The organism is Bordetella genomosp. 9 (assembly GCF_002119725.1).
GTDB lineage: Bacteria > Pseudomonadota > Gammaproteobacteria > Burkholderiales > Burkholderiaceae_B > Bordetella_C.
Window position 1 is genome coordinate 967,161 of record NZ_CP021109.1, and the last position, 25,293, is coordinate 992,453.

Here is a 25,293-nt window from a genome sequence, read left to right on the forward strand (position 1 = left end):
CATGAGCGATGACATTGCCGCAGCCGAAGCCGAAGCCGGTTCGGCCGCGCCGGCCGCCGAGGCGGCGCTGGACAACGATTTTGCCGCGCTGCTGCGCAAGGAATTCAAACCCAAGACGCAAGAGGCGGAACGCGCGGTCGAAGCGTCCGTGCGAACCCTGGCCGAACACGCGCTGGCCGACGCGGCGGTCGTATCCGACGACGTGATCGCGACCGTGCAGTCCATGATCGCGGAGATCGACCGCAAGCTGACCGAGCAGATCAACCTGATCCTGCACAACGAAGCTTTCCAGAAATTGGAAGGCGCGTGGCGTGGCCTGCACTACCTGGTGTCCAACAGCGAGACCGACGAGCAGCTGAAGGTGCGCGTCATGAACATCTCGAAGGCGGACCTGTACCGGACGCTGAAGAAGTACAAGGGAGCGGCCTGGGATCAAAGCCCGCTGTTCAAGAAGTTGTACGAGGAAGAATACGGGCAGTTCGGCGGCGAGCCGTATGGCGCGCTTGTCGGGGACTACTACTTCGACAACAGCGGTCCGGATGTGGATCTGCTTGCGCAGCTGGCGAAGATCTGCGCCGCGGCGCACATGCCCTTCATCGCCAGCGCCTCGCCTGCCGTCATGCTGATGGAATCCTGGGCGGAGCTTGCCAACCCGCGGGATATCACCAAGCTGTTCCAGACGCCTGAGCACGCGGCATGGCGCGCGCTGCGGGAATCGGAGGACTCGCGCTATATCGGCCTGACATTGCCGCGCTTTCTGGCGCGCGCGCCCTACGGAGCGCGCAGCAACCCCGTGGACGATTTCGATTTCGAGGAAGACACGGCCGAAGGCGACAGCAGCCGCTACGTCTGGGCCAACGCGGCCTACGCGATGGCGGTGAATATCAACCGCTCCTTCAAAACCTACGGATGGTGCTCTCGCATCCGGGGCGTCGAATCGGGCGGCGCGGTGGAAGAACTGCCGGTGCATGTCTTTCCCACCGACGAGGGGGGCCTGGAAACAAAATGCCCGACGGAGGTCGCCATCAGCGACCGGCGCGAGGCGGAGCTGTCGCGCAATGGGTTCCTGCCGCTCGTGCACATGAAGAATTCCGGCACCGCGGCCTTCATCGGCGCACAGTCGCTGCACAAGCCGGCCGAATACGACGATCCGGTCGCTACCGCCAACGCGGCGCTGGCCGCGCGCCTGCCTTACCTCTTCGCCTGCAATCGCTTCGCGCACTATCTGAAATGCATCGTGCGCGACAAGATCGGGTCGTTCAAGAGCCGTGACGAGATGGAGATGTGGTTGCGCCGGTGGATCGCCAACTATGTCGACGGTATGCCGGCGCACTCGTCGGATGCGGACAAGGCCAGGAAACCGCTGGCCGAGGCGGCCGTCGTCGTCGAAGAAGTGGAGGGCAGCCCCGGCTACTACACCTCGCGCTTCTACCTGCGGCCTCATTACCAGCTCGAAGGACTGACCGTATCACTGCGGTTGGTCTCCAAACTTCCCTCCGTGGGAGGAAGCTGATGACAGCGGAAAACCGTTGTGCTTTTCGTCCGCGTGATGCGGGCATTTCATTTATCTGCAACCACATGTCAGGAGTCACTGAATGAGCGAATTCGCTTACAGCATGAAGTTGGAAGGCATCGAGGGATCGAGCGACCTTGCGGACAAGGAAGTGAACATCAAAGAGTTCAGCTATGACATCTCCGCCGCGCCGCGCGATGTGGACCGGGTGTCCGGGGCGCTGAAACCGGGGCTGCCGCGGGTCAGCCCGGTCAGGGTGTTCAAGCTGATGTGCAGCGCCACGCCGGTGCTGATGAAGTGCATCGCGACCGGCAAGGAAATCGATAAGGTGACGCTGACGGAATACACGACGAGCGGCGAAGCTGGGAAAAAGGAAAAGTACCAGGTGCTCACGCTGGAGAACGTCTATATCACCATGCATACCGTCGCCAACGGCGGCTTTGAGACGCTCGAGCTCGACCCCATCGTGGTCACCCACGAGTTCTTCAAGCGCGACGAGAAGACCAACATCGTGTCGTCCGCCGGATCCGCGATGTTCAACCGCTTGTCCCGCGTCTTCGAGAACTCATCCGGCGGCTGATAGGAAGGGGACGTCCGGAACCAACCCGCCGCATCGACAATGGCCGAACTCACCAGCAAGGACCGCTTGCAGCCTGCGCTGCTCGACCGGCTTACCGACGAGGAGCCATGGGCGGCTCATGAGCCGCGCGATCGGCGGGTCATTTCGATGCGGCAGTTGCGCCATGGCGTGTTGCGCGACCTGGGCGCGCTCCTCAACGCGTCTCGTCCGCTCGAGCGCCTGGATCTGACGAAGTACCCGTATGTCGCCAGGTCGGTGCTGAACTATGGGTTTCCGGCCTTGACCGGACGGGTCCAGTCGGGCCTGGACCCGTCGGAGATCGCCGGCTCGATCGCCGATGCCATCCTTGCGTTCGAGCCTCGCATCCTTCCGCACACCCTCAGCGTCACGCCCGTGCCGCCGGAAGACACCGGCCACGCTAACACCCTGGCTTTCCTGATCGAAGGCGACCTATGGGCGCAGCCCTATCCAGAGCGTCTGTACGTCAGGACGGAGCTGGACCTGGAGGACGGAGAAGTCATGCTGCGCGCGAACGATGGAGGACGTCATGACGCCTGAACTGCTGCGTTACTACAACCAGGAACTGATGTATCTCAGGGAAATGGGCGGCGAGTTCGCTCGGATGTTTCCCAAGATCGCAGGGCGTCTCGGCATGGAAGGGTTCGAGTGTGCCGACCCCTATGTGGAGCGGCTGCTCGAAGGTTTCAGTTTCCTTGCCGCCCGCATCCAGCAGAAGCTCGACGGCCGTTTCGCCCCGTTCGCCAATCAGCTTGCCGAGCTGGTGTATCCCCATTTCGCGGCGCCGACGCCCTCCATGATCGTGGTGGAGATCGATCCCGACGTCGACAACCCCGGGCTTGCCCAGGGGCTGCTGGTGCCGCGGGATACGGCGTTGCATAGCCGTCTTCCTCACGAGGGCAGCACCCGCTGCGAGTATCGGACCGCGCATGCGGTCGCCCTGTGGCCGCTGCGCCTTCATCACGCCGACTACCGGCCGTATACGGGCTTCCCCGCTTATGCCTCGCAAGACTCGCGCGGCGGCCCTTGCGCCGTCATGCGCTTGCGCATCGGGCGGCTGGACGGCCGGCCGGTCAACGAGCTGGATCTCGACAACCTGACTTTCTACCTGCACGGCAGCGGCGATCTGCCGGCGCAGTTGTACGAGCAATTGCTGGGACATGCGCTCAGCGTCGTGATAACGCCCGTCGATCGCGGCGCATCATGGCAGGAGGCGTTGCCGCCGCGGTGCCTGTCGGCCGAGGGCCTGGACGATGACCAGGCGCTGCTGCCGCCGCCGCCGCGCGCATTTGGCGGGTACCGCCTTTTGCACGAGTACTTTTCCTTCCCGGAGCGCCTGCGCTTCGTCGCGCTGAACGGATTGCGCCAGGCGCTGAAACGCTGCGCGGACCCGCAGTTCGACATCGTTATCCTGCTGGACGATTACCAGCCGAAGTGGGAACGGCTGGTCGATGCGTCCCGGTTCAAGCTGAATTGTACGCCCGCCATCAACCTGTTTCCTCGCCGGGGCGACCGCATCGCCATCGACGATGGGCGTTTCGAGCATCACGTGGTGCCCGACCGTACGCGGCCCCTGGATTTCGAGGTCTATGCCGTGCAATCCGTACGGGGGTACCGCGAGACGGGCGGCGACGCCGAGCTTTTCCTGCCGATGTACCGCAGCGTGGATCCCGCGTTGGACATCGGCCACGTCGGCGGCTACTTCCAGATTCGCCGTGAGACGCGTCTTCGTTCCGAGCGCGAACACCGGCATGGCGGACGGTCGCGCTATGCGGGCTGCGAAACCTATATCGCACTGACCGAGGATCCCCGCCACGGGAACGACGAGCCGCTGCGGCAGCTCGCGCTGGACCTGCTTTGCACCAATCGCGACCTGCCGCTGTCGATGCCCCTGGGCACGGGAAGGACGGACTTCACGCTGGGGTCGGACCTGCCGGTCGGACCAATACGTTGTGTGGCCGGGCCCACCGAACCGCGGCCCATGCTCGCGGAAGGCGCCGCGGCGTGGCGCTTTCTTCGCCTGCTGTCGCTGAACTATCTGTCGCTGTCGGACGGGGACGCCGTCAGCAATGCCGAGGCGCTGCGCGACGTGCTCGACCTCTACCGGCCCTTGAACGACGATGCCGCGCGCCGCAAGGCGGCAGGCATCGTACAGGTGGCGTCGCGCCCGGTCGTGCGGCGGCTGCCGCATGCCGGGCCCGCCTGTTTCGGCAGGGGACTGGAGATCGCCGTCACGCTGGACGATGACGCCTTCGAAGGCTGTGGCGCGTTCCTGCTGGGCGCGGTGCTGCAGGCATTCTTCGCTACCTGCGTATCCATCAATCATTTCACGGAGACCATCGTGCGCACGCTGCGAGGCGGTGAGCGGATGCGGTGGCCGGCGCGGAGTGGACGATGCCAGATCCTGTAGCGCTGCAAGAGAGGTACGTGGCCGGTGCCGGCCGCTATCGCTTTTTCCAGGCGGTCCGGCTGATCGAGCGCGCGTACGCCGGCTATCCCCGCATCGGCGAATCGTTGCGTCCATCCGACGATCCTGTACGGTTCGGGCAGGAAGCGGAACTGGCCTTTGCCGGCGCGGAGGTGGCGCATGCGCGCATGCCGGACGACAGTGCGCCGTTGCGCCTGGTTCTCAACGTGGGCGGCCTGCTGGGGGTGGACGGACCCATGCCCCTGCATTTCACCCAGTACGTCCGCGACCGGCGCTGCCATGCGGGAGATCGTTCCTGGATGGCGTTCCTGGACATCTTCCATCACCGCATGATCAGCCTGTACTACCGGGCATGGTCCCAGGGGCAGCCGGCGGTGGGCCGGGATCGTCCGGCCGACGATCCTTTCGTGGGCTATCTCGGCGTCCTGTCCGCGGGGCGCGCAGCGGACGCCCGGTCCCCGGATGGCGATGTCGATCCCAACCTGCAGTTTGCGGGACTGCTGTGCCTGCGCAGCCGTCCGGCCAAGGGGCTCGCGCGGTTGCTGTCCGAGTATTTCCTGGTGGACGCGCACGTGGAAAGCCATATCGGACATTGGATGTCAGTCCCGTCATCGGAGCTGACCCTGCTGGGTGGCCGGGGGGCGCGGAAATTGGGCGAGGGCCTGGTGCTGGGCCGACGGCTCTGGGACAGGCAGCACAGGTTCCGGGTGCGTCTGGGGCCCCTGCAGGCGCCGGATGTCGCCCGCTTTCAACCCGACGCCCCGAGTTTCGCCCGCCTGGCGGCATGGGTGCGCCGGTACAACCGTGACGGACTGGATTGGGATGTGGCCCTGCGGCTGGCCCCCGGCGCTGCGCGCCCGGCGCCGTTGGGAAGGCGGCTCAGGCTCGGCCGCAACAGCTGGCTGGGCGCGCCGGACGCAAAGCGTTGTCCCGACATTGTGTTTTCAACCCGGCCGGCGTGCGCGCCGGTCTTTCCAGGATAGGCATCATGGCGGAAATCAGCCGTGCCGCGTTATTCGGCAAACTCAGCTCGCTGGCGTTCCGGACATTGGAAAGCGCCACCGTTTTCTGCAAGTTACGCGGCCACGCAGCCGTTCAGTTGGAGCACTGGCTTCACCAGATCCTGCAAGGGCAGGATTCGGATCTGCACCGCATCGTCAGGCATTACGAACTGGATGCCGGCGTGCTGAGCCGCCATCTGGTGGAGGCCCTGGACCGGCTGCCGCACAATCCTGGCGGGGCGGTCGATCTGGCTCCGCAAGTGGAAGAAGCGGCCGAGCGCGGCTGGGTGTACGCGTCGCTGATGCATAACGCCGAGCGGGTGCGATCCGGGCACCTGCTGCTCGCCATGTTGAAGACGCCGTCCTTGCGCCGGGCGCTGCTCGCATTGTCGCGGCAGTTCGCGCAGATCGGCGTCGACAGCCTTGCAAGCGAGTTCGAGACGCTGCTTGCAGCATCGCCTGAAGCCGGCGGCGACGGCCCGCCTGCCGCTGCCATTCCGGGCGAAGCAAGCGGCGCCATAGCGCCGGCCCTGACCGGCGCACAAGAGGCGCTGGCGCGCTACACCGTGGACTTGACGGCGCAGGCGCGGGCGGGGGAACTGGACCCCATCGTCGGCCGCGACGAGGAGATCGGCCAGGTCATCGACATTCTGCTGCGGCGGCGCCAGAACAACCCGATCCTGACCGGTGAAGCGGGCGTCGGCAAGACGGCGGTCGTCGAAGGTCTGGCGCAGCGGATCGCCTGCGGCGACGTGCCTCCGGCCCTGCGCGCCGTCACGTTGCGCACGCTCGATCTCGGTCTGCTGCAGGCCGGCGCCAGCATGAAGGGCGAGTTCGAGCAGCGCTTGCGGCAGATTGTCGAGGAAGTGCGTGTTGCGCGGCCGCCGGTGATCCTGTTCGTTGACGAGGCCCATACCTTGATCGGCGCCGGCGGCGCTGCCGGGACGGGCGATGCCGCCAACCTCATCAAGCCGGCGCTGGCGCGCGGTACCTTGCGCACCATCGCGGCAACAACCTGGTCCGAGTACAAGCGGCACATCGAAAAGGATCCGGCCCTGACCCGCCGCTTCCAGCCGGTCGCGGTGGCGGAACCGGACGAAGACAAGGCGCAGCGCATGCTGCGCGGCCTGGTGCCCGCGATGGAAGCGCACCACGGCGTGCAGGTCCAGGACGAAGCATTGCGCGCCGCTGTGTGCCTGAGCCGGCGCTATATCGCCGACCGGCAGTTGCCGGACAAGGCAGTGAGCCTGCTGGATACCGCTTGCGCGCGCGTCGCGGCAAGCCAGCACGCCGCGCCGCCGGCGCTCAATCGAGCCCGTGCACAGGTGTCGTCTTTGGAGGCGGAGCTCGAGATGGCGCAGCGCGAATCCGCACTGGGCATGAGCGATGCCGCTCGCGCCGCCGAGCTGGCCGTCCAATTGGAGGCGGCGCGCGCGGAGTGCCAGGCGGTGGAGTCCCGGTGGCGGTCGGAACAGGCGCTGGTGCAGGCGATCAGGCAGACCCGCGCGGCTCTGGAGGCGGACGACCAGGCCACAGATACGCCGCCGGAAAAGACGGAGCCCCATGGCGCCCGGCGCGCATCCCGATTGGCGGAGCTGGGCAGATTGCGCGACGAACTGGAAGCGCGGCAGCAAGGCTTTCCATTGGTCCTGCCCCAGGTTGACAGGCATGCGGTCGCGGCTGTGGTCCAGGATTGGACGGGCATTCCTGTCGGCCGCATGGTCACCGACAACATCGAGCATTTGCTCAATCTCGACAAGGTATTGGCCGAGCGTGTGGTTGGCCAGGCAGCGGCGTTGAATCGCATTGCCCGCTGCCTGCAGACGGCGCGCGCCGGACTGACGCGTCATGCGCGTCCGCTCGGTGTGTTTTTGCTTGCCGGGCCATCGGGCGTCGGCAAGACGGAGACGGCTTTCGCTCTGGCCGACGCGCTGTACGGCGGGCAGCAGAACCTCATCGCGCTCAACATGAGCGAGTACCAGGAAGCGCACAGCGTATCGAAACTGAAAGGGGCTCCGCCGGGTTATGTCGGTTATGGCGAGGGCGGAGTGCTGACCGAAGCCGTGCGGCGGCGGCCGTACAGCGTCGTGCTGCTCGACGAAATCGAAAAGGCGCATCCCGATGTGCACAAGGTCTTCTATCAGGTGTTCGATCGGGGATGGATGGAGGATGGCGAAGGCCGCATCATCGATTTCCGGAACACCTTGATTCTGCTCACCAGCAACGCCGGTGACGACTGTCTCGCGCGCTTGTGCGCAAACCCGTCGGCCCTTCCTTCGCTGGATGAAGCCGCAGACGTGCTGCGCGAGCCGCTGCTGCAAGTGTTCCCGCCGGCCCTGCTGGCCCGCATGACAGTGATTCCCTACTACCCCTTGCAGCGGGCGGCGCTGGAAACGATCGTCCGCAAACAATTGGCGCGATTGCAAGAGCGGCTGCGGGACGAGCATGGCATCGAATGCGACATCGACGAGGACGTCGTCGCGGCTGTCATTGCGAGCTGCGGGGAATGTGACAGCGGCGCGCGCCTGGTCGAAGCCGTGCTCGACCGCGCGGTGCTCGCTGAAATAGGAGTGGCCATGTTGCGCGCCCGCGTGCAGGGGGAGCGGATCGCCCATATCCGCATCGTCGCGACGGACGGAAACCTGGGCTGCGTGTTTTCGTAAGGTGCTGGAGGGAACGCATGGCGCAACTGGTTGTCTCGGGAGCCCTTCTCGAATGCACCATGGGGGCTACGCCCGCGGTGTTCATGGTGGAGCCGGTCAGCGGCGTGGCCGCCGAAGCGCGGCCCGCTGGAACGATCATGGACCACATCCCCGAGGTCAATATTTCGACGTTCGGCTTGTGCCGCTCGCCGGCGAATCCCGCTGTCGCGGCCGCGACAGCTGCTGCCGCCGGGGTGCTGACGCCGCAACCCTGCATTCCCGCGACGGCCGCGCCATGGATGCCGGGCGTGCCGAACGTCCTTATCCGAGGATTCCCGGCGTTGCACTCGGTAAGCCGTTGCCTCTGCAACTGGGCAGGCGTGATCTCGATCACGAACGCCGGAACGATGCGCACGGAAGTGCCGGAGCTTTAGTCGTGAGCGACGCCGTATGACCGACATCCAGACGTTGCGCGATATCGTTGTCCGAACCGGCGCCATTCCGGATGGCGTCCAGGTTGTGTGCGAGCGGTTGCGCGGCAGGGAGCGCCTTGGACAGCCGTACCGGTTCGAAGTGACGTTCTGCTGCCGCCGTCATACCGTCGCTGCCGGCGAGATCGTCGGCAAACCGATCTCAGTTGCCCTGAAGACGCCGCACGGAGATCGGCAGTTCAACGGCATCGTATCGCGCTTCGATGTGGTCGACCCAGGCGGCATCAACGGCCTGCCGCGCGAGTGGACCCGCTATCGCGTGCAGGTGCGCCCCCAGCTTTGGCGTCTCGCGCATTCGATGCGTTGCCGCTTCTTCCACGATAAGACGGTGCTACAGATCGCCGGGATGCTGCTGCAGGACGTGAACTGGCGCAACGAGTGCGCAGACAGCTACCCGCCGATGGCGCATTGCGCACAGTACCGTGAGTCCGACCTCGACTTCCTGAACCGGCTGCTGCAGCGGGAAGGCATCTATTACTACTTCGAGCATCAGAACGGCATCGATACGATGGTTCTCGTCGATGGAAAAAGGCCGCATCCGTTCGTACGCGGCGACGTCTCCATCCCGTTCGATGCGTTGCGCTCGCGGGGACCCGCGCCGGGCGCGATCTACCGCTGGACTTTCAGCGACGGCATGGCGCCGGCGCAAAGCCGCACCGATACCTTCGACTTCCGTCACGTGGCTGCGGGGGAGGACGGTCAGCTGATCGAAACCGTGCCTGGAAACAATGGGGTGAAGGCGAGCACCATAGACGATTACGCCATGCGCTATGCCGATGTCGGCGACCTGGTTGAGCTCGACGACAGCGCCTACAGCAAGAGCGTGCAGCATCGGCAGCGCCTGGCGCTCGTCCATCTTCAGCAGCGGGAGGCCGCGGCGGCCGTGGGACGCGGCCGCGCCTCGGCAAGAGCAATTGCACCGGGATGCCGATTCCGGCTGGTCCGGCATCCCGATTCGAAGCAGAACGGCGAGTATCTGATTACCGGCGCGCGGTACTCGGTGCGCGCCGGTCGCGGCGGAGACGATGCGTCCGCGCGCGGCTCAACCGCGGCCGTATTCGACTGCCGCTTCAAGGTCATACGTGCAAGCCAGACCTTCCGGCCTAAGCCCTCCGCGCCCGTCCCGCGGGCCGGCTTGCAGACGGCAACCGTGGTGTCCGCCGGCGGCGCGCCGTACATGGCCGACAAGCACGGACGGATCAAGCTGAAGTTTCACTGGGAGGTGTTCAACCCGCCCGGCGCCGACGCGGGTCAGCGAGCCTGGGTGCGTGTGGCGCACCCCTGGTCAGGTCGTCAACGGTCCGCCATTTTTCTGCCCCGCGCGGGCGACGAAGTCCTCGTCGCCTTCCTGGATGGCGACCCGGATCATCCCGTCGTGATCGGCAGTCTGCACAACAACCTCAACACGCCGCCGTTCGAGCTTCCAACGCACGGCGCCATTTCCGCCATCCGGACGGCTTCCGTCGCAAATGGCGGCAAGCAGCGCAATGAGCTGCGATTCAACGATAAGGATCTGCAGCTGTTGTTCTACACCGACGGCCGCAGCGACAGCTATGTCAGGCAGAGCCGCTTCACGCGCGTCGAAGATTCCGAGCACTTGTTCGTAGGAAAGGAACAGCGCGTTCAGGCGCACGACCAGCACCTGACCGTGCTGGGGAACCAGCACGGCACCATCAAAGGAAATGTTTGGTGCAAGGCGGGATCGAATCTCGTCCAGCAAGCCGGGCAGACCGTCCATATCAAGGGCGGCGTCAGCGTCCTGATTGAAGCCGACGTGGGCGTCTCCTTGAAGTCGGGAAGCAGCGTCGTCACGCTTACGCCGGCGGGCGTCGAGATCTTCGGCACGGCTGTCCAGATCAACTGTCCGGGCGGCAATGGCGCCGCGCAGGCGCCCCCTGGTCCTCCCGGTGAACCGCATGAGCCGGAAGAAGCCGATCAAGGCTCCGATTTTCTTTGAAGGATGGACATCATGGCTGTTTTCTTCCCGGACCGGGCCGCAATGTCTGCCCATTTCCCCGACGCGCTGGCGCGCGCCGAGCTGTTGTCTGGCGATCCGGTCCTGGATCGTCGTCTCGCCGTCCTTGCCGAGGCGGACCCGCTCGGTTTGCGTGTGCCCAGGCGGACCAGCGCGGCCGACCTGCGTGCAGTGCGGGCAGACTTGACGCCGCCCGAGCGCCAGTCATATCGCATCGGTCGTCCAGCGCCGGAGGATTCGAATGGATGAGCGTTGCGGCGTTGTGGCGCGCCCCATGGCGCTGGCTGGCCGGCTGACACGCTGGCTCATCGCGTTGTCGATGCTGATGCTGGCCGGTTGTGCCGCGGAGGCGCCCGTGCGGCCCCCATCGGTCCGCCTCGATATTTCGGCAGCCGCCGGATTGAACCCGGATCGTCAGGGCAGGGCGGCGCCTGTGGTGCTTCGCGTCTACGAACTGACGGACCCCTACGATTTCCAGCGTCTCGACTTCTTCGAACTTTGCGACCACGGGGATGCCGCACTGGGCAAGGCCGGCCTTGCGCGCATCGCTGTGACGGTGCGGCCGGGCCAGCGCTTGACGCTGCTGCGCGACGCCGATCCCAAGACTCGCTTTCTTGGCGTCGCGGTCGCTTATCGCGAGATCGACCGCGCCGCCTGGCAAGCCGTCGCGAAGCTGCCGGAAAGCGTGTCGAGCGCATGGAAGGTGACGCTCGGCGCCCATGGCGTGACCATTAGCCGCGAGACCGCTTCACCGGACACGGGGCTGGATGGGGGCATCGGCGCCGTTAAGCCGTTTTGGACCGCCCTGCCCGGAGCGTCGCGGTCGGCGCCGCTGGCGTCCGAGGCCAATGGGACGAAGAAGGAAAACCATGTACTGGAACAATAAAGTCGTCTGGTCGGAGGGAATGTTGCTGCAGCAGCAGCACTTGCAGCAACAGGACCGCTACTGGCGCAATTACATCCATGCGCGCTGCAGGCTGCTTCGTTATGGCTGGGGATTCAGCAAACTGGAATTGGATGAACACCAGTTGGCCCTGGGCAAGGTGGCGCTATCGGCCTGTGAGGGAATCATGCCCGACGGCACACCCATTTCCCTGCCGGCGGACGATGACCTGCCGCTGCCCCTGGACGTGCCGGATCATATGCGCGACGCCGTGGTCGTGTTGGCGCTGCCAGTCCTGCGGCCCGGCGCGGCGGAAGCGAGTGCGCAGGATACCCTTGTGAGCACACCGTATCGCACCGTCGACTGGACCGTGCGCGACAGCAATGCCGAAGGCGATCAGGACGCATCGCTCCAGGTGGGCCGCCTGCGTTTGCGCCTGGCGTTTCAACGCGATGTCGATGGCCATGCCGTTCTGGGCGTGGCCCGCGTGCTCGAGCGTCGCGCGGACAATACGGTGGTGCTGGACCGGGGATACTGTCCGCCGGTCCTGGATTGCCGCGCCGCTCCCCGTTTGAGCCGCTTCATCGAAGAACTGGTCGGGCTGCTGGGCCAGCGCGGCGCGGCCATCGCACAGCGCCTGGCCCAGCCTGGCGATCACGGCGCCGCCGAAATCGCGGAGTTCCTGCTGCTGCAGTTGCTCAATCGGGCCGAACCGCTGTTTGCGCATTGGTCCGCCGCCGGCGGCCCCCATCCCGAGCGCCTCTATCGTGAACTGCTGCAGCTTGCCGGCGAGCTGTCGTGTTTCGTCCAGGGCAACAGGCGTCCGTCCCAGTTCCCGCCTTATCGCCACGATGATCTGGAGGCAACGTTCCAGCCGCTGATCGACAATTTGCGGCGCGGCTTATCGACCGTCATAGAACGCAACGCCATTGCGATACGCCTGGCCGAGCGCGCAACCGGCACCCGGGTAGGCAGCCTGCCGGATCCCGCGCTGCTGCGTACCGCCTCTTTCGTACTCGCCGTGAGCGCAGACATGCCGCCCGATGTGCTGTGGGCGAGCCTCCCGGCCAAGATGAAAGTCGGCCCGGTGGAGAAAATCCACGATCTCGTGACTCTGCAGTTGCCAGGCATCGCGCTGCGCCCGCTGCCGGTTGCGCCGCGCCAATTGCCTTTCCATGCCGGACGCAGCTATTTCGCGCTGGATGCCGCCGACGAACTATGGCGCGAGCTCGAGGGATCGGCGGGCATCGCATTGCATCTGACAGACGACTTTCCCGGTTTGCAAATCGAGCTTTGGGCGATACGGCAATGAGCGCCAGCGAGAATCTTGATACAGCGCCCTGCGCGGGCAACGAGGGGATGCCGGTCGCCGCAGGCACGGCCGGCGAAGGCAGGCCCGCTTCGGTAGCGGAAATCCTGCCGGCCATCGACGCGCCCCTGCCCGGACCGCCCGAGTTCCTGCCCGGCCATCCGGTCAACCCCCTGGTCGGGGCCGCGTACCCGCTGCTGGAAATAGGCGGCTTGTTGCGCACGGCGAGGTGCGAGCCGATGCCGCTGGAGGCGCTGCGCGGCAGGCTCATTGCCATGGTTCGCGAGTTCGTCGACGCGTGCGTGCATTTGGATACCGAGACGGTGGCGGCCGCACGCTATTGCCTGTGCACATTCCTGGACGAGGCCGTCGCGGCGGCGCCTTGGGGCGGCGAGGCATGGTCTACGCGCAGCCTGCTGGTGATCTTCCATGGCGAGGCTTCCGGTGGAGAACGGTTCTTCACGATCCTGCATAAGTTGTCGCAGAACCCGGCGGCCCACATCGACGCGCTCGAGCTCCTGCACATTATGTTGGCGCTCGGCATGCAAGGCCGCTACCGCCTGTCGCCGGACGGTAGTGCGACGCTCCTGCAGGTGCGCCAGAAGCTGCGTGCGCTGATACGCCAGGTTCGCGGCGCCCCGGAGGCATCCCTGTCGCCTCACTGGCGGGGCGAAAAACCGTACAAGCGCAGACGGTGGCCCGCGCGGCCGCTGGCATGGTTGTGCCTGGGGTGCGCGTGTCTGGCAGCCGCCATGTACGGGCTGGCCGCCGAACGTCTGCGCCAGCAGGCGCTTGCGGCGGCCCGGGCGCGCCAAGCGGTGCAGGCGAAAGCGCCCGTCGCTCCATTGCGCGCGGCCGTTGCGGCGCAACCTGCACGCCCCGCGGATACGCTCCCGGCCGTAACGCCCGCGCCGGTAGTGCCCGCGACGCGGCAATCCGGCGCGGCAGGCATGGCGGCGTCGCTCGCCCACACCCTGGCGGGCGATATCGCGGCCGGCCGGGTGCAGGTGGAGAGCCGTCCGGATCGGGTCATTCTGACCGTTGGCACGGACACGCTGTTCGCATCGGGAAGTTCCCGGATCGCCCCGGCATATCTGCCGTTGGTCCGCCGTATCGGCGATGCCTTGCGTACGGTGCGCGGACGCGTGCTGGTGATCGGCCATACCGACAATCGGCCGCCCGCTCCCGGCGCGCCTTCGAACTGGGCGCTTTCGCTCGCTCGTGCAGGCAACGTGCTGGACGTTCTGCGCGAACAGACTGGGGAACCCGAACGATTCCTCGCACAGGGCAAGGGCGATACCGAGCCTGTTGCTTCCAACGATACGCCCGCGGGACAGGCCCGCAACCGGCGCGTCGTCATCGTGGTGCTTGCGCCGGGTGCAGCGGCATAGCAAACCCGGACGCTTTGTTTTTCCGACAAAAGGACCAACATCCGTGATCAGGCCGCTTTTTCGCATGCTGACGTTGCGTGCAATCGTCATGGCTGTGCTGGCGTTGCTCGGCATCGGCGCAATCGTTCATCTATCGCCGCGCATCGCCTATGCGGGTTACGCGCCTTTCTCGACGCCGGAAGCTCGGGTATGGCTGGCGCTGGGCTTGTTGTGCCTGCTGCTGCTGGGATGGGCAGGGGCGGCGGCCTCGAGGCGGATCGGCCGGCTGCGCGTCATATGGGAGGCGCCGCCGCCGTCTCCCGCCGTGCAGGAAACCATCACGCACGACGCCAAGGTGCTGCACAGGTTGAACGAGCTGTTCCGCGCCACGTTGCGTACCTTGCGTGCAGGCGGACCGGCATGGCGCCTGGGCCGTCACAGTCTGTACCGTCTGCCATGGTATGTGGTGCTTGGACGCCGCGGCAGCGGCAAGACCGCCCTCCTGGAAGCGGCGCGCCTGAAGTCGCGCGACCAGCCCGACGACGGCCCTCACCGGGATGGCGACCCTTGCCGATTCTGGCTCGCAGACCAGGCCGTGCTGATCGAGACCGCAGGGGCCGATTACACGGCGCCGGTGTTGTCCGGTACGCCGCACGCGGTATGGCAGCGGCTGCTGAAGCTGTTGCGCCGCGCAAGGCGCAAGTGTCCGGTCAACGGCGTGATCGTCACTGTCAGCGCGTCGGACCTTCTCGCGGACGCGGGCGAACGCGATGAGATCGCCAGCGGATTGCGCGGCCGCCTGAGAGAAATGCTGCGCAAGCTCGGGATCCGGTTTCCGGTTTATGTGGTCGTCACCCACTGCGATCGGCTTGCCGGCTTCACTTCCTTTTTTTCGCACATGGATCGCGCCGGAACCGAGCAGGTCTGGGGGATGACCCTGTCTGGCGAAGACGTGCCCGGCGCCGTGTTCGAGCAGGAATTCGCGCTTCTTGTGAAGCGTCTCCAGGGGCGGGTCGTCCCTCTGGTCACAGCGGCACGAGACGAGGCCCTGGCGGCGCGGATATTCGCTTTCCCGGCTCAGTTCGAAGCGCTGGGCGAGCCGCTGCAGGCGCTGCTTCGGGATGTTTTCACGCCATCGCCCTACGCCTTGGCGCCGTGGCTGCGCGGGGTGTACTTCACCAGCGCCGTGCAGGACGGCGACGAACGCGCACGGCCGGCCAGCGCAATGGCCCATGCCATGATCGCCTCCGGACAGATCCGGACAATTGCGGGCGCGCACGACTATTTCACCGCCCGCTTGCTGAAGCAGGTCGTTTTTCCGGAGAACCACTTGGCGGGTGCGCGTCCGCCGGGAAGGGCCGGCCGTCTGTATCGCTGGTTGGCGGCGATCGCTTTCATCGCCGGGACCCTGGCGGCGGCGACGGCGATATGGCTTGGCTACGCACGCAACCGGAGCGCGATCGATGCGATGGCGCGCGATACCGCCATCCTGGCAGAAAAGGCGTCCGCCGAGCAGGCGCCCGGACCGACGGATGACCCGTCCGCGATGATCGACCTGCTGAATGCCGCGGCGCGTCCGGTTTCCGCCGCGCCGCAGTCGGGCGCCGACGCATTTTTTCTGCGGCAGCCGGGGCTTTATCAGGGGCGCAGGCTGGGCGAGGCCGCGCATGCCGCCTACCTCGCCTTGCTGAGGCAAACCCTGCCGCCATTCATCCATGCCCGGGCGCGGCGTGCGATGGCCGATACCAGCCGTGGCGAGTTCGACCGGCTCATGGCCTTGCGTACCTACCTTATGCTGGCCGGCTCCACGCGCCGCGATGGCGATGCGGTCCTTGCCTGGTTCACCGACGACGTGCGGACGATGGCGCTGCCGCCCGCCCGTCGCGCCGACATGCTGCGTCATGCGCGCGTCCTGCTGGAGCAGGGTGACTGGGGTCCCCCTTTGCCCGTCGACGCGGCTCTGCTCGGCCACGTGCGGGAGCAGCTTTCCGGGCTTCGGCTCGTGGATTCGCTATACGGCGAGTTGCAAGGGAAGCTGCGAGGTGTCATGCCCGGCACCTTGTCGCTCGCCAGGATGGCAGGCGTCGACGCGCCGCTGGCCTTGAGCCGTGCCAGCGGCCGCCCGCTGTCGGACGGTGTGCCGGCGGCGTATACGGTCGCGGGTTATCGCGCTTATCTGCGATTGCGAGACGCGGCCGTCGCCGGGGCTTCGGACTGGCAGATGGCGCTGGGACAGGCGGGCGCCGCCGGATTGGATGCCGCATCGCTGCGCGCGAGGCTGGACAAGCTGTATTTCTCCCAGTACATCGATGCCTGGGACGCGTTGCTGGCAGACGTGCAGTTGACCGCGATCGAACCCGATGCAAGCAACGCGGCCGCCGACGCGCGGCTGCTCGCGGGAGCGCAATCGCCCTTGCGGCTTTTCCTGCAGGCGGCGGCCCGGGAAACGACCCTCGCCGGCATCGATGGCGACGGAAAGGCGTCGAATCCGACGCCCGTGGATGAGCATTTCGCAGCCCTGCACGATCTGTTCAAGGCCGGGCCCGGGCAGACGCCTCCGATCGATCAAGTGCAAGGCCGCATTGCCGAGGCCGCCGTGTTCCTGGACGCCGTCGATGCCGCGATGCGCCGCAATATTCCCCTGCCTCCCTCCGACGCGATCGACACGCTCGAAGACGAGGCGCAGGATCAACCGCCGCCCCTGGGCGGCGTGCTGCGGCAGTTGGCGTCCATCGGCAAGGCCGTCGCGCTTGGCGACACGCGTGAGCGGCTGGACGAAACCTGGCGAGCCGAAGTCGCGCCGTTTTGTCACGCCGCGGTGGATGGCCGCTATCCCTTTGATCGCACCTCTACCAAAGACGTGACGCAGAGCGATTTCAATCGTCTGTTCGCGCCGGGCGGCCTTATCGATTCATTTTTCCAGGCCAATGTCCAACGCTACGTCGATATGACGACGCACCCCTGGCGATGGCGTCCCAACGGGCGGCGCCTGGGATTGTCGCGCGCCGCCCTGCAGGCATTCGAGGATGCCGCTTCGATAAAGCGGGCATTTTTCCCCGATGGCGGCAATACCGCATCGGTGCACTTCCAGCTGCTGCCGCTTTCACTGGATCCCTATTTCACCCGCTTCGAGATGACGGTCGGCGGGCAAACCCTCGAATACGCGCACGGGCCCGTTCGTCCCAAGACTTTCGTCTGGCCAGGCGGCGAGCCATCCGCACGGCTCGCGTACGAGCCGCCTGCGCCGGACGGGCGTGGCGGCGTGACCGTGCTTGGCCCCTGGGCCCTGTTCCGGCTGCTCGATCTCGGCAGCGTGCAAGCGGTGCGGCCGGAGCGCTTCATTGTTCGTTTCAACCTGCACGGCAAGGCGGTGTCTCTTCAGCTCGATGCGCAAAGCGTCATCAACCCCTTCGGTCTGGCGGCCCTGCAACGTTTCCGCTGCATCGACCGGCTGGCGCCGTCAAGGCCGCCGTCCGCGCCGGCGTCAGGCCGCGTCGAGCCCGCCGGCGACAGCCGGGACCGCTAGTTCTTCCTGGCGCTGGAGGGCGCCCTTGCCACGTTTTTCATGGAGTCAGTCGTATGACCTTCGGATCGCGATCCAACCAGAAGCACCGCCCCCTGAGTGGCGGAAAACCCCTCATCATGTCGTATTCGGAGTGGTGCGCGACCCTTCCCGGCGGGGTGCCGAGGGTGGGCCGCTTGCCGGCGGTCGCCGAAGCACTGAGGCGCTATACCGACAACCCCGGGCCTGGTTCGTTGGCCGCGCTGCGCGACGCGCTGAACGCATGGCGGCGCCATTTCCCTGACGACTATGTCTCGGTTGTGGATCCCACCCGGATCCTGTACGAGCAGGTCAGGCGGGTATGGGAAATGCCGTATGGAGACCCCGTCCTGCTGCGCCGGAGGATCGCCTACGAGACGCGCGTCCGATTGCTCTACATGTTCTCCGAGCTGTGGGTCAACCCCAACTTCTTTTCTGACATTGCGGCCGTCGTGATAACAAGTGCGAAGCTCACGCTCAACATGACGGGCGTGAGCGGCAAGGCGACCGCGGCAATGACCTCTGCAGGCGCGACGACCGCCATGGCACAACATATCCAACGCCACGGCTGGGACGGCGTTTCGACCCTTGTCAATAACGGCAAGGTCGCCGCGGAGCAGGTGTGGAACGCGCGCCAGGATGCCCGCAGCGCGAAGGACCCATGGAAAGCGTACGACCTCCCGAGAGGCGGACCCATGCAGGTCTTGCAAGACGTCAACACCTTGAAGGACATCATCAGGGATATGGTGAGGACGGCCTGGAATTATGTGATCGCCTTCGCGAAGGTCACATGCAACGGAATTGGCGAAGCGGTGAAAGCGGAGATGCTGGATAACGGCTGGAGAAACCTGGCGGAGGAGATCATCAAGTTCCTCGCGGCAGAAGTGTTTCGTGACTTCGATCCGTGGTCCTCGGAATTCATGGATGCCTTGAAGCTCGCGAAGGGGATGGCCACCCGCCTGAAGTCAATGTATTCAGCGCGCATGCGGGAGTGCCGGAATCGCTTGGAGGGCGATCTGAGCCAGGGCATCGTCAAAGCCCTGTACAAAGGCGCATGGCTGCAGACGGTCGGGGACGCGATCAAGACCGTCGAAAAGGCAGCGGAAGGTGTAGCGTTCGACGTTCTCCACTGGAGCGGCCTAGGCTGGCTGAGCAGCCGTGCGATGAGCATCATCTTCGCCCTCATGAAAGGGATGTTCGGTATTGCATGGCGCTATTGGGAGCGTTCGAATGTCATGCGGCTCGCGGCGGATGCCCGCGCCTTTCTGATTGAAGGCGACTATGTTTTCGGAAATCCTAACCGGTACGGTGACCAGGCGGCGCCCATCATCGACCACGCGGTCAATGTGCCGGCCGGAAAAGCGGCGGATGAGGCCGCGTTCACCGACTGGTTCCTCGGATATGCACGACAGTCGCCTTCCGTCGCCGCGCTGGTGTTTGGCGCGGACATGTGCGAGCCGGTGTCATTCTTCAATGTGCTGGATCAGCATGGCGAGTTGCGTACGGAAGACTATATGGAAGCGGTGCGCAATCTGGGGCGGCTTCGGACTCTGTCCACCGGATATCTGAGCTGGGTGGGGCTCGGCGCGCAAAGGCCGCCCGGGCCTGTTGCCATTCGCGGGGAGTGGGACGTGCCGCTGGAGGTGCGTCTGCAAGCGTTCACAGGGAAGGAGATCGGCCCCGACATCCTGCAGCGCAACCGTGAGCGGGCCAACCGTCTGCGGATGAACGCGGAATGGATGGCGATGCGCTAGGCCATTGGCGCCGGGATCGCCCCCGAACGGTTGGGGTGCCGCCGGGGCGAGGTCTTGCCTCGAACAACGAGCGGGTCAGCTCCGTTCGGGCAGGGCATCGTCGATCATGACGTAGGGCAGGCCACGGTCGCATCGCACGATGCGGCCGCGCACCCCGTAAACGGTTGCGAGGGTATCGCCGGTAAGCACCTCGGCAGGAGCGCCCTCGACGACCATACCGCCGTCCAGCAGCACGATTGCATGATCGGCGTGCCGAAGCGCGATATTCAGGTCATGGGCAACCATCAGCGTCACGAGCCGGCGCGCCCGGGTCTCCTGACGCAGCATGGTCATGACTTCGAACTGATGCCGCAGGTCCAGGGCGGACAGCGGTTCGTCCAGCAGCAGCACGCGCGGATCGCGAACGAGCGCGAGGGCCAGGCCGGCAAGCTGACGCTGCCCGCCGGATAGTTCATCCAGATGCCGCAGGGCCAGATGGGCGATCCCCATCCGTGCCAGCAGCGCATGGGCGGCCGCGGGGCCGGGGCTGCGATTGTCCCCGTCCGGCGCGTGGGCCGCGGCCTGCACGGCTTCCAGCACCCGCAGGTGCACGGCTGCCGGCAGGTCCTGGGGCATATAGGCCACCAGTCGCGAACGCGCGGCCGGAGAAAGACTCGTCAGCGTTTCGCCGTCCAGCGCCACGCATCCTTCCCGCACGCTTATCAGTCCGGCGATGGCCTTCAACAGGCTGGACTTCCCGCTGCCGTTCGGCCCCAGCAGCGCGGTAATTTCCCCGGGCGGCAGCGCTTCCAGATCCAGGCCGTGAATGACGTCGTGCCTGCCATATCCGGCCCGCAGCCCTTGAATCGTCAGCCCGGGGCAACGTCCGCTCTCGCGGACCCTGTTCTTCGCGAGCGTCATGGCAATCGGCGGCGCAATACCACCGCACCGAAAAAAGGCAGGCCGACCAATGCCGTTACGATTCCCACCGGCAGCACGGCCCCCGGCACGATGCTTTTGGCCAGAACCGAGGCCAGCGACAGAATGACGGCCCCCACCATGGCGCTGCCGGCCAGATAAAAGCGGTGATCCTCGCCGAACAGCCGCCGTGCGATGTGCGGCGCCACCAGGCCGACGAAGCCGATCACCCCGGCCAGCGATACGGCCAGGGCAGCGAGCAGGCTGATGCGCGCCAGCGCGCCGGCCCGCAGCCGCCGGACATCCACGCCGAAGCTGGCGGCCCGGTCCTCCCCCAGGCGCAATGCCGTCAGCCGCCAGGCCGCGCGCAGGGAGAACGGCGCGGCCAGCGCCAACCCGGCGGCCAGCACCCCCAACCGGGGCCAGCTGGTCCTGTCCAGACTGCCCAGGGTCCAGAACACCAGGTTTTGCAGGGCCTGGGCGCTTGCCAGGAACTGCACGGCCGATACCAGCGCATTGCAAAGGAATACGAGGGCAATGCCGAACAACACCACTCCGCTTGCCTGGATCCCGCTCCAGCGCGCCGCCGCATCGATCGAGACGGCCGCGCCGCCGGCGAAGGCCAGGGCGCTCGCCACGACGGCCCAGTCGGCGGGCAGGCCGGCGGGCAGCCAGGCGCCGAACACGATCGCCAGCGACGCACCCAGGGCGGCGGCCGACGATACGCCAAGGGTGTCGGGGCTGCCGAGCGGGTTATTCAGCACGGTCTGCATTTCGGCGCCGGCCAGACCCAGCGCCATGCCGACCGCGACGGCGGTCAAGGCGTAAGGCAGGCGGATGCTCCAGACGATGACGTGCTCCACCGCGGGGACTGCCTGCGGGGTGAGCAGGGCGTGAAGCAGGGAAGAAAAGGGCAGGTCGGAACTGCCGACCAGGAAGTCGGCGAGCACGGCCGCCACGACGCACACGGCCAGCCCGCCCAGCAAAAGGACGCGGCGGCGCAAGATGCCCCGGTAGGCTCGGACCGGGTCGCGAACCGCCGCGCAAGACATGGTTTACTGCAGCAGTTGCAGGCGGTTCTTGGCCGTGTCGGCCGCCGGCGTATTGGGATAGTCCTTGACGATGCGCTGCAGGGTCGCCTTGGCGCCGGCCCGGTTGTTCAATTCGATCTGGCTGCCGGCAATGACCAGCAGGGCATCCGGCGCGCGGGGATTGTCCGGTGCGTTCTTCACCATGGTCTGCAGCTGGTCGATGGCGCCCTTGAAGTCCTTGGTGGCGTAGCGGCTGCTGCCCAGGTAGAACTGGGCCGTAGGCGCCAACTGGCTGTTGGGATACAGGGCCAGGAAGGCGGTGAATGCCTCGGCGGCTTCTTTGTACTGACCGTTGCGGAAGCGCTCGATGGCGCCGTCATAGGCAGACTGCTCCTGTGGATCGCCCGCCGTTGCGCCGCCGGTATCCGCCTGCGACCCATTTTCCGGCGCCTTCGGCACCGCCTGGTGCGTGGCCATCTCGATCTGGTTGCGCAAATCGGTCACCTGCTGCTGCAGCGACTGGATCTGCGTGGAGAACTGTCTGACGGCGGCGTCGTGCTTGTTCTGCTGCAACGCCAGCTGCTTGCGCAGCTCGATGATGGCCGTGCGCGCCTCGTCGTCCGAAAACGCATGCGCGGAGGAGGAGAGGGCGGCGAAAGCCACGCCGGCGGCGGCCACCAGGATACGCAAAGACGGGAGTCGGTCGCTCATGAGAATTCCTGGGTCAAGATAAAAACATGCGCCGGGGGCCGCAAGACCAACCCGACGCATGTCGCAAGGTACTACTTAAGGGCCGTTCGGATCAACGCAGATAGTTGATGTCCACGCGGCGGTCCTGAGCGTAGCCCGCTTCGTCCGTACCCGTGGCGTGTTCCTTGCCGAAGCTGATCACTTCGATCTGGCCGGCGTTGACGCCGTTCAGCTTCATCTGGTCCGCGACGGCGTTGCCGCGACGGGTGCCCAGGGACAGGTTGTACTCGGCGCTGCCACGGGGGTCCGTGTTGCCTTCCAGGCGGACGCGCTGGTTGGTGTGGCCGGCCAGGTAGTCGGAATGCATCTTGATGAGATCCGAGTACTGCGGGTTGACAGTGTAGCTGTCGAAGTCAAAGAAGACGCTCTTTTGTTGCGCCAACGGGCTGCTGGGGTTGAACGGGTCCATGACCGTCCCGGTCCCGGTGGACGTCGTTCCACCCGTGCCCGTACCCTGGCCTCCCTTTTCATCGAGGGGGACGGAGCTGCAGGCAGCCAGCGACGCGACCAGCGCTGCAAAAGTTAGGGTTTTGGCAATGCGCGACTTCATGATGGTTCCTTTGTTAAGTGAGTCACACGTAGTTAGCGGGTAAATGGGCCCCAAGTCGGCTCGTTGATTTGCCCGTTCAGTACCGAAAGCGTCTGGCGAACGCGTCCGTCGCTGGAAACTACGGCAAGAACGTTACGGCCGCCTTGGATCGCCGCGTATAGTACTTGCATTCCATTCGGCGCAAAACTGGGTGACTGGTCGTCGTTGCCGTTTGTCAGCAGAGTTTCGGTGCCGGTTGACAGGTTCAGCGATGCGATGCGAAATGCTCCGTCGCGTCTTGCAACGTACACGAGGGTCGACCCATCGGGCGAAATACGGGGTGAAACGTTGTAACTACCGTTAAACGTCAGGCGTCGCGCCTCGCCGCCGTCCAGGCCGACCTGGTAGATCTGCGGGCCGCCGCTGCGGTCGCTGGTAAAGATGATGGAGCGGCCGTCCGGCGTGAACGTGGGTTCGGTGTCGATGCCCGGCGAACGGGTCACCCGGCGCAGCCCCGAACCATCGGCGCCAATGACGTAAATTTGCGACAGTCCATCGCGCGTCAGCACGATCGCGAGCTTGCTGCCGTCCGGCGACCACGCCGGCGCGCTGTTGTTGCCCTTGTAGTTGGCCACCGGCACACGCGCGCTGGTCGCCAGCGTGTGGACATAGACCACCGGCTTTCCGGATTCGAAACTCACGTAGGCCAGGCGGGCGCCATCCGGCGACCAGCGCGGCGAAATGATCGGTTCCCGAGAGCGCAGCGCCACTTGCGGGTTCTGGCCATCGGCGTCCGCCACCTGCAGCTCATAGGTGCCGCCCTGTTTCAGGACATAGGCGATACGCGTGGAGAACACACCCCGGATGCCCGTGATTTTCTCGTAGATGCGGTCGGCGATCTGGTGGGCGATGCGGCGCAGTTCCTGTTCCGAGCCGGAAAACGCCACGCCGTCCAGCTGCCCGCGCTTGACCGTATCGGCCAGGCGGAAGCGGATGTCGTAGCGGCCGTCCGGCGTCTGCGTGATGCTGCCGTACGACAGGAAGTCCGCCCCCTTGCCACGCCACTCGTCGTAGTTGACTGCGCTATCGACCGTCAGCCCCGAGTTGGAGGCATCGATCAGGCGGAATTGGCCTGTACGCCCCAGATCGGCGCGGATGACGTCCGCCAGGGCCTTGCCACGGGTGGCGTCGCCGGCGAAGTCGGCAATCGCCACCGGATACTGGGTCGCGCCGGTGCCGGAAATGTCCACCCGCAGCTGGGCGTGAGCGGGCCGGCCAGCCAGCAGGACTGCCAGCAACATCAGCAGGCCGAAACCGTAGGTCCGTAATGCCTGGATCGGGGATCGGCGAGAGGCTGGAGTCATGGTAAGCAATCTCCTGTCAGTCATACATGCGATAGATAACGTCGATCAGCGGCTCATACCTGCCTGTCGAGGGCTTCGGGAAGGGATTGCAGCGCCGTATCCCGATTTCCACGGCTCGATCGAACCCCGGGTTGCCCGAGGAAGAGGTGAGGGTGACCGCCGAAACGCTGCCGTCAGAGCGTAACTGTACCCGGTATTGCGCGGTGGGGTTGGCCGACCCCGCGCGCGGCGGTGTCGGATACGACACGCCCGGCTGGATGCACGCGCGCACCTTCGCGCCATAGCCGTCGTCGCGGCCGCCGCCGGCCTGGTTGCGGTCGGCCGTCCCTCCCGGGATTCCCGCGGCGCCCAGGGCGTCATTGCGGAAGGCTTCCTTCAGCGCACGGTCCGCCGCGGCTTTCCTGGCGGCTTCTTCCTTCGCTTTCTTCTCCGCGGCGGCTTTCTCCGCGGCCGCTTTCTCGGCAGCGGCTTTCTCGGCAGCGGCTTTCTCGGCCGCCGCTTTTTCTGCAGCCGCCTTCTTGGCCGCTTCTTCCTTGGCCTTCTTCTCGGCGGCTGCCTTTTCCGCGGCCGCTTTCTCCGCGGCAGCTTTCTCGGCGGCAGCTTTCTCCGCGGCAGCCTTCTCGGCCGCCGCCTTCTTCTCTGCCGCGGCTTTTTCCGCGGCTGCCTTGGCAGCGGCCGCCTTTTCAGCTTCTTGCCGCTGCTTCTCCAGGCGCTGCTTTTCTTCCAAGGCGGCCTGCTGGCGCTCCTTCTCCAGGCGCGCCTTTTCCGCCGCTTCCGCGGCCTGGCGTTCCTTTTCTTCCTGTTCCTTCTTCTTGCGGGCCTCTTCCAGGGCGATCTCGGGATCCGGCGTGTCCTTGGGCTGGACCTGCGGCGTGGGCGGAGGCGGGGGAGGCGCCGGTTGCTGGGGCGCCGGCGGCGGAGGCGGAGGCGGCTCCGGCTGCGGTTGCGGCGGGGTCGGCGCCGGTTCCGGCTCCGGTTCAGGCTGCGGTGGCGGCGAAACGGGGGAGTTCCCGTCGGCCCACAACTGCACCTGCACCGGCCCGGGGTTTTCGGAGCGCCAATTCACGCCCAGGATCAGGACGAGGACGAGTATGGCGTGGACCAGGACGGCGAAGCCGAACGCTTTGCGGTTGTCCTGAACGGGCGGGGCTTCCGGGGGGCGGCCGTGGTGCTTGATGAGAGGCGGCGTCATGGATCGGAACGATGGGATCGCGGCG

The 25,293-nt window shown here is 66.0% G+C and carries 20 protein-coding genes; 14 read left to right on the forward strand and 6 right to left on the reverse strand.

Annotated elements, in window-relative coordinates:
- Position 1: 1 nt before the first annotated feature.
- From tssC to CAL13_RS04610, 14 genes are all read left to right on the forward strand, one after another.
- On the forward strand, positions 2-1,513 hold the full coding sequence (gene tssC / locus CAL13_RS04545; RefSeq protein ID WP_086071657.1) for a type VI secretion system contractile sheath large subunit: 1,512 nt from the start codon (positions 2-4) through the stop codon (positions 1,511-1,513).
- Between the two features lie 82 nt (positions 1,514-1,595).
- Complete coding sequence (locus CAL13_RS04550) at positions 1,596-2,093, forward strand: type VI secretion system tube protein Hcp (RefSeq protein WP_086071658.1); 498 nt, start codon at positions 1,596-1,598, stop codon at positions 2,091-2,093.
- A gap of 39 nt (positions 2,094-2,132) precedes the next feature.
- Positions 2,133-2,651, forward strand: coding sequence for a type VI secretion system baseplate subunit TssE (tssE, locus tag CAL13_RS04555; protein WP_086056320.1), 519 nt, complete (start codon positions 2,133-2,135; stop codon positions 2,649-2,651).
- Positions 2,641-4,521 carry a type VI secretion system baseplate subunit TssF gene (tssF, locus tag CAL13_RS04560; RefSeq protein ID WP_086071659.1) on the forward strand — a complete coding sequence of 627 codons (1,881 nt, stop codon included), beginning with the start codon at positions 2,641-2,643 and terminating at the stop codon, positions 4,519-4,521. Before tssE ends, tssF begins: the two co-directional genes overlap by 11 nt.
- Positions 4,506-5,522: a type VI secretion system baseplate subunit TssG gene (gene tssG, locus CAL13_RS04565; RefSeq protein ID WP_086071660.1), complete on the forward strand. Its 1,017-nt coding sequence runs from the start codon at positions 4,506-4,508 to the stop codon at positions 5,520-5,522. The genes tssF and tssG overlap by 16 nt, the downstream gene beginning before the upstream one ends.
- A gap of 5 nt (positions 5,523-5,527) precedes the next feature.
- On the forward strand, positions 5,528-8,203 hold the full coding sequence (tssH, locus tag CAL13_RS04570; protein ID WP_086071661.1) for a type VI secretion system ATPase TssH: 2,676 nt from the start codon (positions 5,528-5,530) through the stop codon (positions 8,201-8,203).
- A gap of 17 nt (positions 8,204-8,220) precedes the next feature.
- Positions 8,221-8,616, forward strand: coding sequence for a DUF4280 domain-containing protein (locus tag CAL13_RS04575; RefSeq protein ID WP_086071662.1), 396 nt, complete (start codon positions 8,221-8,223; stop codon positions 8,614-8,616).
- A 16-nt stretch (positions 8,617-8,632) separates the two neighbouring features.
- Positions 8,633-10,630: a type VI secretion system Vgr family protein gene (locus tag CAL13_RS04580; protein ID WP_086071663.1), complete on the forward strand. Its 1,998-nt coding sequence runs from the start codon at positions 8,633-8,635 to the stop codon at positions 10,628-10,630.
- 12 nt (positions 10,631-10,642) lie between these two features.
- Positions 10,643-10,897: a hypothetical protein gene (locus CAL13_RS04585; RefSeq protein ID WP_157664797.1), complete on the forward strand. Its 255-nt coding sequence runs from the start codon at positions 10,643-10,645 to the stop codon at positions 10,895-10,897.
- 25 nt (positions 10,898-10,922) lie between these two features.
- On the forward strand, positions 10,923-11,534 hold the full coding sequence (tssJ, locus tag CAL13_RS04590) for a type VI secretion system lipoprotein TssJ (RefSeq protein WP_157664798.1): 612 nt from the start codon (positions 10,923-10,925) through the stop codon (positions 11,532-11,534).
- Complete coding sequence (gene tssK, locus CAL13_RS04595) at positions 11,518-12,843, forward strand: type VI secretion system baseplate subunit TssK (protein ID WP_086071666.1); 1,326 nt, start codon at positions 11,518-11,520, stop codon at positions 12,841-12,843. Before tssJ ends, tssK begins: the two co-directional genes overlap by 17 nt.
- On the forward strand, positions 12,840-14,231 hold the full coding sequence (gene icmH, locus CAL13_RS04600; protein WP_232467764.1) for a type IVB secretion system protein IcmH/DotU: 1,392 nt from the start codon (positions 12,840-12,842) through the stop codon (positions 14,229-14,231). Before tssK ends, icmH begins: the two co-directional genes overlap by 4 nt.
- Positions 14,232-14,274: 43 nt before the next feature.
- Positions 14,275-17,736 carry a type VI secretion system membrane subunit TssM gene (gene tssM / locus CAL13_RS04605; RefSeq protein ID WP_157664800.1) on the forward strand — a complete coding sequence of 1,154 codons (3,462 nt, stop codon included), beginning with the start codon at positions 14,275-14,277 and terminating at the stop codon, positions 17,734-17,736.
- Positions 17,737-17,789: 53 nt separating this feature from the next.
- The gene (locus tag CAL13_RS04610) at positions 17,790-19,505 is read left to right on the forward strand and encodes a hypothetical protein (RefSeq protein WP_086071669.1); all 1,716 of its coding nucleotides are present in this window, start codon (positions 17,790-17,792) and stop codon (positions 19,503-19,505) included.
- 75 nt (positions 19,506-19,580) lie between these two features.
- Here the strand turns inward: CAL13_RS04610 and CAL13_RS04615 are convergent, their stop codons facing one another.
- The 6 genes from CAL13_RS04615 to tolA form a co-directional block, all read right to left on the reverse strand.
- On the reverse strand, positions 19,581-20,405 hold the full coding sequence (locus CAL13_RS04615) for an ABC transporter ATP-binding protein (protein WP_086071670.1): 825 nt from the start codon (positions 20,403-20,405) through the stop codon (positions 19,581-19,583).
- Positions 20,402-21,454 (reverse strand): FecCD family ABC transporter permease, encoded by a 1,053-nt coding sequence (locus tag CAL13_RS04620; protein WP_086071671.1) that lies wholly within the window; start codon positions 21,452-21,454, stop codon positions 20,402-20,404. The genes CAL13_RS04615 and CAL13_RS04620 overlap by 4 nt, the downstream gene beginning before the upstream one ends.
- Positions 21,455-21,457: 3 nt before the next feature.
- Positions 21,458-22,144 carry a tol-pal system protein YbgF gene (ybgF, locus tag CAL13_RS04625; RefSeq protein ID WP_086071672.1) on the reverse strand — a complete coding sequence of 229 codons (687 nt, stop codon included), beginning with the start codon at positions 22,142-22,144 and terminating at the stop codon, positions 21,458-21,460.
- Positions 22,145-22,235: 91 nt separating this feature from the next.
- On the reverse strand, positions 22,236-22,733 hold the full coding sequence (locus CAL13_RS04630) for an OmpA family protein (protein WP_086071673.1): 498 nt from the start codon (positions 22,731-22,733) through the stop codon (positions 22,236-22,238).
- 32 nt (positions 22,734-22,765) lie between these two features.
- Positions 22,766-24,076 carry a Tol-Pal system beta propeller repeat protein TolB gene (tolB, locus tag CAL13_RS04635; protein ID WP_086071674.1) on the reverse strand — a complete coding sequence of 437 codons (1,311 nt, stop codon included), beginning with the start codon at positions 24,074-24,076 and terminating at the stop codon, positions 22,766-22,768.
- A gap of 16 nt (positions 24,077-24,092) precedes the next feature.
- Positions 24,093-25,268: a cell envelope integrity protein TolA gene (tolA, locus tag CAL13_RS04640; protein WP_086056336.1), complete on the reverse strand. Its 1,176-nt coding sequence runs from the start codon at positions 25,266-25,268 to the stop codon at positions 24,093-24,095.
- Positions 25,269-25,293 lie beyond the last annotated feature (25 nt).